Raw genomic sequence first — 13,445 nt, 5'->3', positions numbered from 1 at the left:
CCGGTCGGCATGCCAGGCTGTTCGACGTGCTGCTAGCCGAGGTCGCCGCCGCATCCGCCGATATCGCGTCGGCGTCGGCCCGGCGGGCCAAGACCGACCGTCTCGCCGCGCTGCTGAGTCGCGCCGCGGCGGACGGCGACGCACACCTGGTCGCGGTGACCGCGTCCTGGCTTTCCGGGGAATTGCCGCAACGCCAGATCGGTGTGGGCTGGGCCGCGCTGCGGTCGCTGCCGCCGCCCGCCGCGACGCCGACGCTCACGGTCGCCGAGGTCGACGCGCGGTTCACCCGGATCGGTGCGGTCGCCGGTAAAGGCGCCCGGACCGTGCGCGCCGCACTCGTGCGCGATCTGTTCGAGACTGCCTCCGGCATCGAGCAGACATTCCTGCGCCGGCTGCTCAGCGGCGAATTGCGCCAGGGCGCGCTCGCCGGAGTGATGTCCGACGCGATCGCCGGAGCTGCCGGGATACCCGCCGCCGAGGTCCGGCGCGCGGCGATGCTGGCCGGCGCGCTGCCCACCGTCGCGGCCGCGGCTCTCACCGGGGGCCGACCGGCGCTGGCGGAGTTCCGGTTACGCGCGGGGCAGCCGGTCGGGCCGATGCTCGCCCAGACCGCGACCGGGGTTGCCGACGCGCTCCAACGACTCGGCGGCACCGCCGTGTTCGAAGCCAAGCTGGACGGTGCGCGGGTGCAGATTCATCGGGCCGGATCGGCGGTCTCGATCTATACCCGCAGCCTCGACGAGGTCACCGACCGGCTCCCCGAGGCCGTCGCGGCCACCCTCGCCCTTCCCGCCACCGATCTGATCGCCGATGCCGAGGCCATCGCGTTGCGACCCGATGGACGGCCGGATCGATTCCAGGTCACTGCCGCCCGGTTCGGCCGCAGACATCCGGGCGATCTCGAACCGCTGTCGGTGTTCTTCTTCGACCTCCTGCATCTCGACGGCCGAGACCTGCTCGATCTACCCACCCGGGACAGGCTCACCGCACTCGACGTGCTCGTTCCCCGCGCCCAGCGGGTCGACCGCCTGGTGACCGCCGACCCCGCGGCGGCACAACAGTTCCTGGACCGCACGCTGGCCGCCGGGCACGAAGGGGTGATGGCGAAGTCATCGTCGGCGCCGTACGAAGCGGGCCGCCGCGGCGCCGGCTGGCTCAAGGTCAAACCCGTGCACACCTTGGACCTGGTGGTTCTCGCGGCCGAATGGGGTTCGGGCCGGCGCACCGGCATGCTGTCCAATATCCACCTGGGCGCTCGTGATCCGGCCACCGGTGGATTCGTGATGCTGGGTAAGACCTTCAAAGGGATGACCGACGCCATGCTGGAGTGGCAGACCAGCCGCTTCACCGAATTGGCCGACGGCTCGACCGAAGGCCTCGTCGTGCGACTGCGGCCCGAACAGGTCGTCGAGATCGCTTTCGACGGAGTGCAGGGATCGACGCGTTATCCCGGCGGCCTGGCGCTCCGGTTCGCCCGTGTCGTGCGCTACCGCGACGACAAATCCCCGGCCGAGGCCGATACGGTCGACACCGTCCGCGCGCTCTACGAACGGGGCGGTTGAGCGGCCCGTAGCAGCTGTTTCGACTGCCGGCGGGCGTCGCGGCGTCCGAGCCGCCCGGGCCGCGCGAATGTCAGCGCCCCAGCAGTAGGAATCCCGTGACACGATCACCGACGGCCGGGAACTCGTCGAAGAAGCCGTGCCTGCCGCCGGGAAAGATCTCGACGGCGGCATCCGGCACGGCCGCGGCGAGCAGCTCCGCATTCCGGGCAGGCACCATATGGTCCTCGCTGCCGTGAAGTACCAGGGTCTGTGCGCGGATCTCGCCCAGTACCGCGGAGGCGTCGTGCCGGTTGCCGGCACGCAGATGCCCCCGCGCCGCCCGGGCGCTCATGCGCGGATCGCCCAGCAGGGTCGACCGGCGCGGCGGCGCGGCCAGCCACTCGGAGGTGTACATCAGTTCCAATAGCACCGCATGTCTTCTGCGCGGGTCCGGGTCGGCGAGCAGACGGCGTATCTCGGGGCCCCGCTCCCGGGCGCGGCTCCCGCCCGGGGAGGTACAGGCCAACACCAGGCGTTGCACCCGCTCCGGATGCCGGGCCGCGAGCCACTGCGCGACCCGGCCGCCCATCGAGGTGGCATAGACGTGGGCGGACGGGTAGCCCAGCGCATCCAGGACCGCGGCGGCGTCGGCGGCGAAGAGCCGGGTGGTCCACTCCGCGGCGTCCGTGTCGTCTGCCCGGGTGTCCCCCGTACCGCGGTAGTCGAAGGTGATCGTCCGGAAACTCCGGGCGAGGCCGGGCCGGACGCCGTCCCACCACCGGTGCGAGTTGGCCTGGCCCGGGAGGAGCAGTAGCGGCGGAGCACCGGCAGGTCCGCTCACCTGGCATACGAGTGCGGTCCCGTCGGGACGTACCGCCACCGGCCGGCCGCGACAGCGTGGACGGTCTCGCTCATCGCGGCCGCACCGGGACCCGCACCCGGCACCTCACGAGGACCACTCCCGGCCGCATTCCTCGAGAATGTCCACCAATCGGTCACGCTCGCCGAGGATGACCTCCCGCGAGGCGATCACCCCGACGGCGGCGACCGTTCTGCCGTTCTCGCGCACCGCGATGGAGACCCCGTCCCCCTGCTCCGAAGCGCCGGGGGCGGCGCAGATCCCGGTGTGCTGGATATCGGGTAGCAGCGCGAAAAACCGGTCCGCGAGAGATTGCTCCGGCGCGGGGAGCGCCTGGATATAGGCCCAGAGGTCGCGCTTTTCCATTCCCGCGAGCAGTACCCAGCCACCGGAGGTGCGCAGCAGCGACCGGCGGACGTAGTTCTCCGCGAGGTAGGCGAACCGGGGGTCCGACGAGCAGTAGTCGACATAGAAGATATCCGGGCCCACGGCGATGGAGAGCACCGTGGTCAAACCGGTCCGGCGGTGGATCTCGACGAGGTCGGCATGTGTCACCGAGGAGACCGGTTGCCGCCCGGCCAGGCGGTTGAGCAGATACGGCGCGCTGCCGAGCGAATAGCGGCGCTCGTGCTCGTCGAGATACCCGGCCGCGACCAGCCCGTTGACCAGCGACTGTATCGAACTGACCGGTGCCTCGAGCTCCTTGGCGAGGGCACTCAGGGTGATACCGCCGCGGGTCCGGGCCGCGCTCTCCAGAATCGCGGCGATGCGATCCACGGTGCGATGACGGGTCCGGGCACGCGCGTGCGCAGCGCCTTCCGGTTGCGCCATGACTCCCCTTCCTGTTCGTGCGGAAATCTACGCCACCGACAATATTACATATATAAGTAAAATGTTCCTCTATTGCGTATATATGGGCGGAGCTGTCATAGTTCACGGGGTGCTGCCCGTCACAGCGAGGAGAAGTACGCATGCCACTCACCCCCGACGCCCTGGCCGGATTCCGGGTCATCGACCTGACCACGGTGATCATGGGTCCGTTCGCCACCGCCACCCTGGCCGACCTCGGCGCGGACGTGCTCGAGATCGAGAACCTGGACGAGGACATGAGCCGCCGCGTCTCGTACCAGGTCGTCGAGGATCCGGCGGCCCTCCGCCGAGGCGAGATCGAGCGCGACACTGCGCTTGTTGCGCTGCAGGTTCATCGACAGCGCGCTCATACCCTCATGGCGCCGGGACCCGATAACCGCCGCGGATCTGCTCGATCTCGCGGAGGCACACCGGAACTCCTCTGTGCGTGACCAGGCCTTGATCACCAAACACGAGCACCCCACCGAGGGCGAGTACTACGCCACGCGAACCCCCTTCACCATGTCACGCACCCCGGTCTCACTCAAACGGCACGCCCCGCTGCTCAACGCCGACACCGCCGCGGTACTGGCCGACCTCGGTTATTCCGCACAGCGGATCCGGGATCTGACCGCCGCCGGTGTCGTCGCCACCACCGCCCCCGAAACCGCCTCCGCCTGAAGGAATGAACGCCATGACACCGAACCGGCTCGTCCCGCCGGTCGCCGAGGACCCCACCGCGTCGGCCCCGCTGCGCGCGCAGGTGCGCGCATTCCTCGCAGCCCAGTACGCCGAGGGAAGAATCGGCCGCACCGCCGACTCCTGGCTCACCGGCTGGGACGAGGACTTCTCCCGCGCACTCGCCGAACAGGGGTGGCTCGGGATGACGGTGCCCGTCGAATACGGCGGTCACGGCCGCACCCATCTCGAACGCTTCGTCGTCACCGAGGAACTGCTGGCCGCCGGCGCACCCGTCGCCGCGCACTGGATCGCCGACCGGCAGATCGTGCCGTCGCTGCTGAAATACGGCACCGAGGAACAGAAGCGCACCTATCTGCCCGCGATCGCACGCGGCGAATGCTATTTCGGCATCGGGATGAGCGAGCCGGATTCGGGTTCGGACCTGGCCGGCGTGCGCACCCGGGCGACGCGCACCGACGGTGGCTGGTCGATCACCGGCACCAAAGTGTGGACCTCCGGCGCCCATCGCGCCGACGCGTTCATCTGCCTGGCCCGCACCGCACCCGCCGACGCCGCTCACCGGCACGACGGACTCAGCCAGTTCCTCGTCGACCTCCGGTCACCAGGTGTCGATGTCCGGCCCATCGTATCGATGAACGGCGAGCACCATTTCAACGAGGTGGTACTCGAGGAGGTCTTCGTCGCCGACGACAGGGTGTTCGGCACCCTCGGCAACGGCTGGCAGCAGGTGACCTCCGAACTGAGCTTCGAGCGCAGCGGCCCGGAACGCTTCCTGTCCACCTTTCCGCTGCTCGCCGCGACCGCGGAGCAGATGGCCGCCGGCACGCTCCCCCGGCACACCGATCTCGGCCGCTATCTCGCCCGGATCACCGGCCTGCACGAGATGTCCACCGCGGTGGCCGGCGCGCTGGAACGCCGCGAGCCCGCGGACACCGCCGCGGCCGTGGTCAAGGTCCTCGGCACCACCACCGAGGGGGATATCGCCGATTTCGCCGACCTCCTGGCCGGGGACGGCGCCCCGGTGGGTGCCGAATACCGCGCGATGCTCGGCCACGCCGTCGTCCAACGCCCCGGGTTCACCCTCCGCGGCGGCGCCAACGAGGTTCTGCGCGGTGTCATCGCGCGGGGATTGGGAATGCGCTGATGAACACCCCGACCACTGTCGACAAGGATCTGGCCGACATGATGTCCGCGGTGTTCGCGGACCACCGGGAAAAGCACGCACCCGGGGACGGTGCCGCCTGGGATCGTCCGCTGTGGCAGCGGCTCACCGAACTCGGTCTCGTCCGGCTCACCGGCGCCGAAGAGTCGGGCGGCAGCGGCGCCGGCTGGTCCGAAGCGGCCGAGCTCCTGCGTGCGGCGGCCTGGCACGGGGTCCGGTTACCACTTGCCGAACACGATCTGCTGGCCTGCTGGTTGCTGGAGTCCGCCGGTCTTCCCGTCGATTCCGCGCGCCGCACGGTATGCCTGCTCGACGACTCGGGGACCGCGCATGGGGTGCCGTGGGCGAGTGCCGCCGAGCGCATCGTCGTGCTGTGGCAGCAGGACGGGATTTTCCGAGCCGCCGACGCGGAGACCGCGGCACTGACGATCGAAGCGGGTACCAATCTCGCCGGCGAACCACGGGATACGGTCACCGCCGACCCGGCCAGGCTGTCGGGACCACCGGTACCGGACAGCGTCGTGGACGGCTTGCGGCTGCGCGCGGCTCTGGTCCGGGGCCTGCAGGTCTGCGCCGTACTGGATCGAATTGTCGATCTCACCACCACCCATGCGACCCAGCGGGTGCAGTTCGGACGTCCGCTCGCCCGGTTCCAGGCCGTCCAGCAGCTGGTCGCCGATATCGCGGCCGAAGCCGCCCTGGCCCGCGCCGCCACCGAAGCCGCGCTCGCCACCGCCGTGCGCACCGGCTGGTCCGGCGCCGAGGCCGCATTCCGGATCGCCGTGGCCCGCTCCTGTGCCGGGCACGCGGCCTCGGCCGTGGTGCGCAATGCCCACCAGGTCCACGGCGCCATCGGCACCACCAGGGAACACCGGCTGCACGAATTCACGCGACCGGCCCTGGCCTGGCGCTCGGAATACGGCTCCGTCCACTTCTGGGACGACACCCTCACCACCGCCGCGCTCACCGCCGGCGCACCGGACCTCTGGGCCCTCATCACCTCCTGACCCCTCCGCCGCCTGCTCGAGCCCCGTGCTACGAGCACTGCTTCGACAACACCTGATCTCCGAGGAGTCCGCCATGCCGGCCACACCCTCGGCGCCGCCGACGTCGCCGATCCCAGAACCCGCGGCTACTACATCAAATCGGTCTTCGCCGGCTCCATCGGCAACATGATCGAATTGCTACATCTCCGACCGCGTCGGCCGCCGGCCAGTGCTCATCTTCTTCGGTCTCGGCACCACCCTATGCACCTACCCGATTCTGCAGGGTATGCGGCAGTCACCCACCTGGCTGGGGTGCCTGCTCTACACCCTGCTGGGCCTGACCTTCGTCGCCGGATATTCCTCGGTCAACGCGGTGGTCGAAGCCGAACTGTTTCCCACCGAGGTCCGCACCGTCGGGGTCGCGATCCCCTACAACATCGCCCAGGCCGTATTCGGCGGCACCGCCTCCTATCTCGCCCTCGCCCTGCGCGACGCCGGACACGAAAGCTACTTCTTCGTCTACGTCTCGGTCTGCGCCGCGATCTCCCTGCTGACCTACGTGTTCATGCGCGAAACCCGGGACGTGAACCTGATCGGCAGCGCACCCGCCGCCCCGGCTGTCACCAGCAGCACCGACCGGCACGACGCCCGCATCCAGACAAAGGACCAGCCATGGCCGACCTCGAATACACCATCACCGACGGCATCGCCACCATTCTGCTCAACCGCCCGCACCGCAAGAACGCCTTCACCCTGGAAATGCTCGATCACTGGGCCGCAGCGCTGCGTTCGGCGCGCACCGACCCGCAGGTGCGGGTGGTCCTGGTGACCGGCGCCGACGGCGCCTTCTGCGCCGGTGTCGATCTCGACGATTTCGCCGAGATCACCTCCACCCTGGGACGCCAGGAAGTACTGCGGGACCGGGTACACCGGGTCGCCGCGGCGGCCCTCGACCTGGACAAACCGCTTATCGCCGCGGTCGACGGGGTGGCGGTCGGCGCCGGCATGGACATGGCGCTGGCCTGCGATATCCGGCTGGCGTCCACCCGGGCCCGATTCTCCGAAGCCTATGTGCGAGTGGGTCTGATCCCCGGCGACGGTGGCGCTCATCTGCTCCCGCGGATCGTCGGGCAGGCCCGGGCGCTCGAACTGCTGTGGACCGGGCGCTTCGTCGAGGCCGAGGAAGCCCGCGCGCTCGGACTGGTGCTGTCCCTGCACGATCCGGCGGAACTGTCCGAGGCCGCTCTCGCGCTGTGCCGCCGCCTGGCCGACGGCCGCCGGTGGCGATCCGCGCCATCAAACGCCTCGTCCGCAACGGCGAACGAGTCGATTTCGCGACTTCGCTCTCGATGGTCGCCGCCGAACAGGCCGTCGTCCAATCCACCCGGGACTCCGCCGAGGCGATCGCGGCGTTCCGGGAGAAACGCACCCCGCGTTTCCTCGGTGAATGAACCGGCCGGCCCGAACCCCGGCCGCCCGAACGACGTGTGGACCCGGTGACGCTCACGGAAGAGGGCTGATGATCCTCTCGAGCATTCCGCGGAAGCGGCGGGCCGGTCAGCCGGCGAGGTGGCGGCTGATGACCAGGCGCTGAATCTGGTTGGTGCCCTCGAAAATCTGGGTGATCTTCGCCTCCCGCATATAGCGTTCGACCCGGAAATCCCGGGTGTAGCCGTAACCGCCGAGCACCTGCACCGCATCGGTGGTGACTTTCATCGCCGCATCGGTGGCGACCAGTTTGGCCACCGATGCCTGACGCGAATACGGCAGACCGGCATCGCGGCGGCGGGCGGCATCGAGGTAGGTCGCGCGCGCCGAATCCACCGCGGCGGCCATATCGGCCAGCAGGAAACCCAGCCCCTGATGATCGATGATCCTGCGGCCGAACGCCGACCGTTCCCGCGCGTAGGTCACCGCCTCGTCCAGGGCGGCCTGGGCGAGCCCGACCGCGACCGCGGCGATCCCCAACCGGCCGGAATCCAAGGCGCTGAACGCGATCTGCAGGCCCTGCCCTTCCGCGCCGATCCGGCGTTCGGCGGGTACGAAGGCCTCGTCGTAGTGCGCGGAGGTGGTCGGCACCGCGTGCAGACCCATCTTCTCTTCCGGCCTACCGAAACTCAGCCCCTCGGTGTCCTTCGGCACCAGGAAGCACGAGATACCCTTCGACCCCTCGCCGGTCCGCGCGAACAGGTTGTAGAAATCGGCGATACCACCGTGGGTAATCCACGCCTTGGCACCGTCGACCCGGTATCCGCCCTCGACCGCGGTGGCCTTGCAGGTCAGCGCGGCGGCATCCGAACCCGCCTGGGGCTCGGACAGACTGTAGGCGCCGATCGTGCCGCCGCCCAGCATCTCCGGCAGCCACCGCTGCTGCTGCTCCGCGCTACCGAACTCCATCAGTGGATAACAGGCCAGACTGTGCACGCTCACCGCCACCGCGACCGCGGCCCAGCGCGCGGCGATCTCCTCCAGCACCTGCAGATACACCTCGTACGGCTGGCCACCCCCACCCCACTCCTGCGGGTACGGCAGGCTCAGCAACCCCGCCTCCCCCAGCGTGGCGAACACGCCCTCGGGATAGGTCTCGGCCTTCTCGTGCTCGTCGACGATCGGGGCCAGCACCTTATCGGCCACATCGCGGGTCAGCCGGAGGAGATCCTTTGCCTCGTCGGTGGGCAGAAGTCGATCGACAGCCACAGGAAATCCTCCGATGATACGCAGGGCAGTACTTTACTCCCTGTCACAGTACTGTTCCGGGATCAGTACCGCAAGGAGCTCCGCAGTACTATTCCCCGCATGGAGCAGCGCTCGACCTTCGCGACCCCCCGCCGCACCGAACTGTTCGACGAGCTGGTCGAGTTGTTCCTCGCCGAAGGCTTCGCCCACCTGACGCTCGACGCCATCGCGGCCCGGCTCAGATGCTCCAAATCCACGCTCTACACCCTCGCCGACAGCAAGGAACAGCTGGTCACCGCCGCCACCGTGCATTTCTTCAAACGCGCCACCGAAACCGTCGAAGCCGAGGTATCCGCGACCACCGGTTCCCTGGCACGCATCGCCGCCTACCTCACCGCGGTCGGCGCAGCCCTCACCGCCGCCTCGGAGCGGTTCATGACCGACCTCGACGCCTTCGCCCCCGCTCGCGAGGTCTACGAACGCAACACCCGCATCGCCGCCCGCCGCGTTCAGGAGCTCATCGACGACGGCGTCGCCACCGGGGAATTCCGCGGCGTGCACGCCGCGTTCGCCGCCGACCTGGCCGCCACCATGATGGTGCGGATCCAGCAGGGCGCCGTCCGCGACCGCACCGGACTCGACGACGCCGCCGCCTACCGCGAACTGGCCGCCATCCTCACCCACGGCATCAGCGCCCGGTAGTTTCGTCGCCGCAGCCGATTCCGCTACCGGACCGCGGCCGAACCCGGCTGACCGAATGGTACGACCGCTTGGCGGAGACCCGGCCGCGGGCAGGTTGCCGGTCTATGTGCGCGCTACCGGCCCGGCTCCGGTCGAGAGACTCCGGCAACGAGCGGCGCAACAACTGCAATTCGACGCCGGGTCGACCGGGCCGCCACCGCGCACCGACCCGGAGAAGTGCCGGCTGCCGTATTCGCCGAGGTGCGTCGCGGCCCTGGATCACCAGGATCTTCCGTTCGAATACTCGGCCGACACCCTCCGGGTCCGCGACCACCTCCGGTTCGTCCGGCCTTCCAGAACATCCCGGCCGCCGACCTACGCGGATCCGATGTGGCTGCGGACCGGGAGCCCGTCACCGTCGTGGCCCCTGCCGATTTCTACCTCTCCCTCATCCTGTCCGAGCAGAAAGACGACCACGGCCGCACCGTCGCGTTGTTCGGATCCCTGGAGAACGCCACCGACGTTGTCGAGCCGGCCGAAGCAGACCGGATGGCCGTCCGTTTCGAGGAGATCCTCGGCGAGAACATCGCGGACTACCCCGGTGCCGGGTGACGCCCGGGGCAGGCCCGGCTACCGGTGGCGGATCGGTGAAACGGCTTCTCAACGGTCCCCAGGAATTTGCTGTGCAACTTTCCCGCGACCGGTACCGTGCACAGAGCAGATACCTACGGACTTCACCGCTGATGGCTCGACGCGGACATCGCCAAACGATATGTAGGAATCGGCGAATGTGTTCGTGAAACAGCCCTGTTCGCCGAGCGGGCCGCGTCCCTGTCCACAGGGAATGGTCCTGCTCGGCGAGTACCTGTTCCATCGATTGGAGCCTCGTCTTTGACCGTGCACTACACCTCGGTATCGCAGGAGCAGCGTTCATCCGCAGGTGCCCGATGATCCACGGCGAACCCACCGGAGGGGTGGGGCCGCGCTTCAGTATCTATTCGGCGGAATTCGCGAACGATCCGCATGGTGCCTATGCCGCGATGCGGGATCGCCACGGCGCGCTCGTCCCTGTCGAACTGTCGCCGGGCGTCCCGGCCACCCTGGTGATCGGTTACGCCGCCGCTCTTCGAATTCTCAATGACACCGAACGGTTCCCGGCGGATCCACGGCATTGGCAGAAAAGCATCCCGGCCGACTCACCGGTACGGCCGATGATGGAGTGGAACCCGACGGTGCTGCGCAGCAGTGGCGAACTGCATCAGCGCTTTCGGCGGGCTCATGTGTATGCCCTCGACGGAATAGATCTGCATCGGTTGCACCAGGATGTGGAACGGATCGCCGTCCCCCTCATCAACTCGTTCTGCGAATCGGGGAAGGCCGATCTCGTCTCCCAGTACGCGTTCCCACTGGTTTTCGAGGTCCTCAACCGTATGGTCGGATGCACACCGGAGTTGGGGCAGCGGGTGGCGGCCGGGGTAGCGGCGCTTTTCGAAGGTATCGACGCGGAATGGGGGATGAAAAATCTTGCCGAGGCGTTGCTGGAACTCATTGTCGAGAAACGAGCCGATCCCCGCGACGATGTCTCGTCGAGACTGGTTCACCATCCGTCGAACCTCGACGACGAGGAAGCGCTGTACAACCTGAGCACCATCTACGGCGCCGGAGTGGAACCGCAGCAGAACCTCATCGTCAACACCCTGCTGTTGATGATGACCGATGAACGTTTCGGCGGGAGCATGCTCGGCGGCAGCCTGTCCACCCGGGATGCGCTGGACGAGGTGCTGTTCAACGATCCGCCGCTGGCGAATTTCTGCACCACCTACCCGCGTCAGCCGGTCCTCGTGGACGATACGTGGCTGCCGGCCGATCAGCCGGTGCTGATCAGTCTGGCCGCGTGCAACAACGATCCGGCCATCCGGGGTGATGAGTTCGCCGGCAACCGTTCCCACCTGGCCTGGAGTATCGGGCCGCACGCCTGCCCGGCCCGGTCGCCCGCGTACCTGGTGGTCGAGGCCGCGATCGACCTGCTGCTCGACGCGCTCCCGGAACTGGAGCTGGCGGCGCCGGTCGAGGAGCTTTCCTGGCGTCCGGGACCGTTCCACCGAGCGCTGTCGGTACTACCGGTCGTGTTTCCACCCGCGCCGCCACTGAACCCGGTGTAGCGACAGTCCGGCGACCACCACCCGCGACCCGAAGGGAGTTCGCCGGAACACATCCGGTCGGAGAGTGTCACGAATTCGCCGCCGTACGGGTCATGAAATAAGCTCGCAGCAACGCGGAAATGGAGAATCGATGCCTTCGACAGGTGAACCGACGACGGCCCGGGATACGCCGGAGTACCAGGAAAACCAGAGCGACGAACTCTTTCGGGCATGGCTACAGACGCAGCAGGAAGCCGTGGAGAGCGAGTTCGTCGAAGTCGACGTTCCCGAACTCACCGGCCACCTCTGGACCCGCGAAGGGCTGGTAACAGCGGAACACGAGATGCTCCGCCGCTATTCGCACTTCGATGATATGGCCGCCGAGGAGAACCTCGAAGTCGCCGTGCGATTCATGTACTTCATCGGCGAGACCTTTCGACGGGCGTTGGAGGGAATCTGGGTGCTCCTGCCGCCGAACCCACCCGAGCGCCCGGATCCCCTGTGTGTCATCGACTCCCCGATGTGGACGTCCTTCCACGAACCCACACATATGATCGAGCTGGCCTTCGACCGGCGTACCGGAAAAGAAATCTCCTGGATCTTCGACCGCACGGTGAAACGACACCAGAAATGGGTGGCGGCCGGCCGGCCTGCCCGCGGTAGCTAGCGGCGCTCCGGAGCGCGTCCGGTGTCCGGTACGCGCTCCGAAGACCGCGCCAGCACTCGGCGCGCACCGACCGCCAGCGCTTCGTCGAGCATCCGCCCGTCCAGCCGCGCGGCGCCGGCTCCGCCGGCGGCGGCCTCCTCCAGTGCGATGAGAACCCGGCGTGCCCAGTCGACCTCTGCCGCGCCGGGCGTGAAAACATCGGTGGCCCCGGCGATCTGGGCCGGATGGATCACCCAGGTGCCGTCGAAACCGAGGTCTCGCACCCACCGTTTCGACGATCGGAAACTTTCGTCGTCGGCAACGGTGAGCTGCGGGCCGTCGATCGCCGACACCCCGGCAGCACGTGCGGCGAGGAGGACCGACTCCTGGACCTGATGCCAGGCATCCGGCGCGACGTCCGCCGCCCGGCCCAGTGCCGCGCCGAGGTCGGCGTAGCCGATGATCACCGCGTCGAGCCGGGCCGAACCCGCGCAGATCTCGGCCACCCGGAGGATGCCGAGCGGGGTCTCCAGCAGTGCCTGTATCCGGGTGCCGGTGTCGCCGAGACACCGATCGACCTCGGCGAGCTGGGCGGGCGATTCGGTTTTGGGCAGCACCACCGAGCCCAGTGCGGAACCGGTCGCGGCACAGGCGGCGAGATCGTCGCCCGCCCATGCGGTGGTGAGCGCATTGATCCGGATCGAGACCGCCCGCTCACCACCGAATTCGGCGACGAGCGCGGTGGCGGTCGCCCGGGCCGCGTCCTTGCGATCCGGGGTCACCGCGTCCTCGAGATCGAGTACCACCTCGTCGGCGCCGGAAGCCAGCGCCTTGCGGGCTTTGCGTTCATCGGAGGCGGGTGCCACCAGCACCGCACGTCGTCGCTGCATCATTTCTCCTGCGTCATGGCGTCGGGCTGCTCGGCTCGCGTGATGTCGGCACCGGCGCCGTGCGCGGCCGCCGTGCGCGAGGATCTTGCCGGTCGGCGCCCGCGCTCCTGCCGGGTGGAGGCCCGCGAGGACGACCGCGGCACCGGCTGCGGCGAGGCGTTCGACTGTCGTGCGCCCGATGCCACCTGCCCGCCGGTCGCCATCGCGACCTGTCCACCCAGATCCTGATCGCTCATGACGTGCTCCTACGTCGGTTCGGCTCATGGCGTAACCAGCCCACATCCGTATGGCATAGGTCCTGCCGCGACATCA

General features: G+C 68.6%; 14 protein-coding genes and 2 pseudogenes. 11 read left to right on the top strand and 5 right to left on the bottom strand.

What is annotated here, in order from left to right:
* Positions 1–26: 26 nt before the first annotated feature.
* A complete protein-coding gene (locus AB0H42_RS00430) occupies positions 27–1,562 on the top strand; it encodes an ATP-dependent DNA ligase (protein WP_357047543.1) in 1,536 nt (511 codons plus the stop codon).
* Positions 1,563–1,632: 70 nt separating this feature from the next.
* Here the strand turns inward: AB0H42_RS00430 and AB0H42_RS00425 are convergent, their stop codons facing one another.
* Both AB0H42_RS00425 and AB0H42_RS00420 read right to left on the bottom strand, forming a co-directional pair.
* Positions 1,633–2,382, bottom strand: coding sequence for an alpha/beta hydrolase (locus tag AB0H42_RS00425; protein ID WP_357047540.1), 750 nt, complete (start codon positions 2,380–2,382; stop codon positions 1,633–1,635).
* 105 nt (positions 2,383–2,487) lie between these two features.
* On the bottom strand, positions 2,488–3,231 hold the full coding sequence (locus tag AB0H42_RS00420; protein WP_357047537.1) for a helix-turn-helix domain-containing protein: 744 nt from the start codon (positions 3,229–3,231) through the stop codon (positions 2,488–2,490).
* Between the two features lie 161 nt (positions 3,232–3,392).
* On the opposite strand from AB0H42_RS00420, the pseudogene AB0H42_RS00415 reads away from it, so the two are divergent.
* The 6 genes and pseudogenes from AB0H42_RS00415 to AB0H42_RS00390 all read left to right on the top strand — a co-directional run.
* Positions 3,393–3,491 (top strand): annotated as a pseudogene (locus AB0H42_RS00415) (CoA transferase); the annotation flags it as partial.
* A gap of 202 nt (positions 3,492–3,693) precedes the next feature.
* Entirely contained in the window at positions 3,694–3,930 is a 237-nt protein-coding gene (locus tag AB0H42_RS00410; RefSeq protein WP_357047534.1) for a hypothetical protein, read from the top strand.
* Positions 3,931–3,943: 13 nt separating this feature from the next.
* Positions 3,944–5,095, top strand: coding sequence for an acyl-CoA dehydrogenase family protein (locus AB0H42_RS00405; RefSeq protein WP_357047531.1), 1,152 nt, complete (start codon positions 3,944–3,946; stop codon positions 5,093–5,095).
* Positions 5,095–6,120 carry an acyl-CoA dehydrogenase gene (locus AB0H42_RS00400; protein ID WP_357047528.1) on the top strand — a complete coding sequence of 342 codons (1,026 nt, stop codon included), beginning with the start codon at positions 5,095–5,097 and terminating at the stop codon, positions 6,118–6,120. The genes AB0H42_RS00405 and AB0H42_RS00400 overlap by 1 nt, the downstream gene beginning before the upstream one ends.
* 181 nt (positions 6,121–6,301) lie before the next feature.
* Positions 6,302–6,679 (top strand): annotated as a pseudogene (locus tag AB0H42_RS00395) (MFS transporter); the annotation flags it as partial.
* 92 nt (positions 6,680–6,771) lie between these two features.
* Positions 6,772–7,599 (top strand): enoyl-CoA hydratase/isomerase family protein, encoded by an 828-nt coding sequence (locus tag AB0H42_RS00390; RefSeq protein ID WP_357047525.1) that lies wholly within the window; start codon positions 6,772–6,774, stop codon positions 7,597–7,599.
* 57 nt (positions 7,600–7,656) lie between these two features.
* Here the strand turns inward: AB0H42_RS00390 and AB0H42_RS00385 are convergent, their stop codons facing one another.
* The gene (locus AB0H42_RS00385; RefSeq protein WP_357047522.1) at positions 7,657–8,796 is read right to left on the bottom strand and encodes an acyl-CoA dehydrogenase family protein; all 1,140 of its coding nucleotides are present in this window, start codon (positions 8,794–8,796) and stop codon (positions 7,657–7,659) included.
* Between the two features lie 99 nt (positions 8,797–8,895).
* Between AB0H42_RS00385 and AB0H42_RS00380 the strand changes: the two genes are divergently transcribed.
* From AB0H42_RS00380 to AB0H42_RS00365, 4 genes are all read left to right on the top strand, one after another.
* A complete protein-coding gene (locus tag AB0H42_RS00380) occupies positions 8,896–9,477 on the top strand; it encodes a TetR/AcrR family transcriptional regulator (protein WP_357047520.1) in 582 nt (193 codons plus the stop codon).
* 369 nt (positions 9,478–9,846) lie between these two features.
* On the top strand, positions 9,847–10,068 hold the full coding sequence (locus AB0H42_RS00375; protein WP_357047517.1) for a hypothetical protein: 222 nt from the start codon (positions 9,847–9,849) through the stop codon (positions 10,066–10,068).
* Positions 10,069–10,403: 335 nt separating this feature from the next.
* A complete protein-coding gene (locus AB0H42_RS00370; protein WP_357047514.1) occupies positions 10,404–11,618 on the top strand; it encodes a cytochrome P450 in 1,215 nt (404 codons plus the stop codon).
* A 130-nt stretch (positions 11,619–11,748) separates the two neighbouring features.
* On the top strand, positions 11,749–12,264 hold the full coding sequence (locus AB0H42_RS00365; protein WP_357047511.1) for a hypothetical protein: 516 nt from the start codon (positions 11,749–11,751) through the stop codon (positions 12,262–12,264).
* Here the strand turns inward: AB0H42_RS00365 and AB0H42_RS00360 are convergent.
* Both AB0H42_RS00360 and AB0H42_RS00355 read right to left on the bottom strand, forming a co-directional pair.
* The gene (locus tag AB0H42_RS00360) at positions 12,261–13,133 is read right to left on the bottom strand and encodes a CoA ester lyase (RefSeq protein WP_357047508.1); all 873 of its coding nucleotides are present in this window, start codon (positions 13,131–13,133) and stop codon (positions 12,261–12,263) included. The two genes, AB0H42_RS00365 and AB0H42_RS00360, sit on opposite strands and share 4 nt — an antisense overlap.
* Positions 13,133–13,369, bottom strand: a complete 237-nt coding sequence (locus tag AB0H42_RS00355; protein ID WP_357047505.1) for a hypothetical protein — start codon at positions 13,367–13,369, stop codon at positions 13,133–13,135. The genes AB0H42_RS00360 and AB0H42_RS00355 overlap by 1 nt, the downstream gene beginning before the upstream one ends.
* Positions 13,370–13,445 lie beyond the last annotated feature (76 nt).

Origin of the sequence: Nocardia sp. NPDC050799, assembly GCF_040654015.1 — a bacterium.
In the GTDB taxonomy this organism is placed as follows: domain Bacteria; phylum Actinomycetota; class Actinomycetes; order Mycobacteriales; family Mycobacteriaceae; genus Nocardia.
This window is presented reverse-complemented; position numbering and strand designations above follow the sequence as displayed.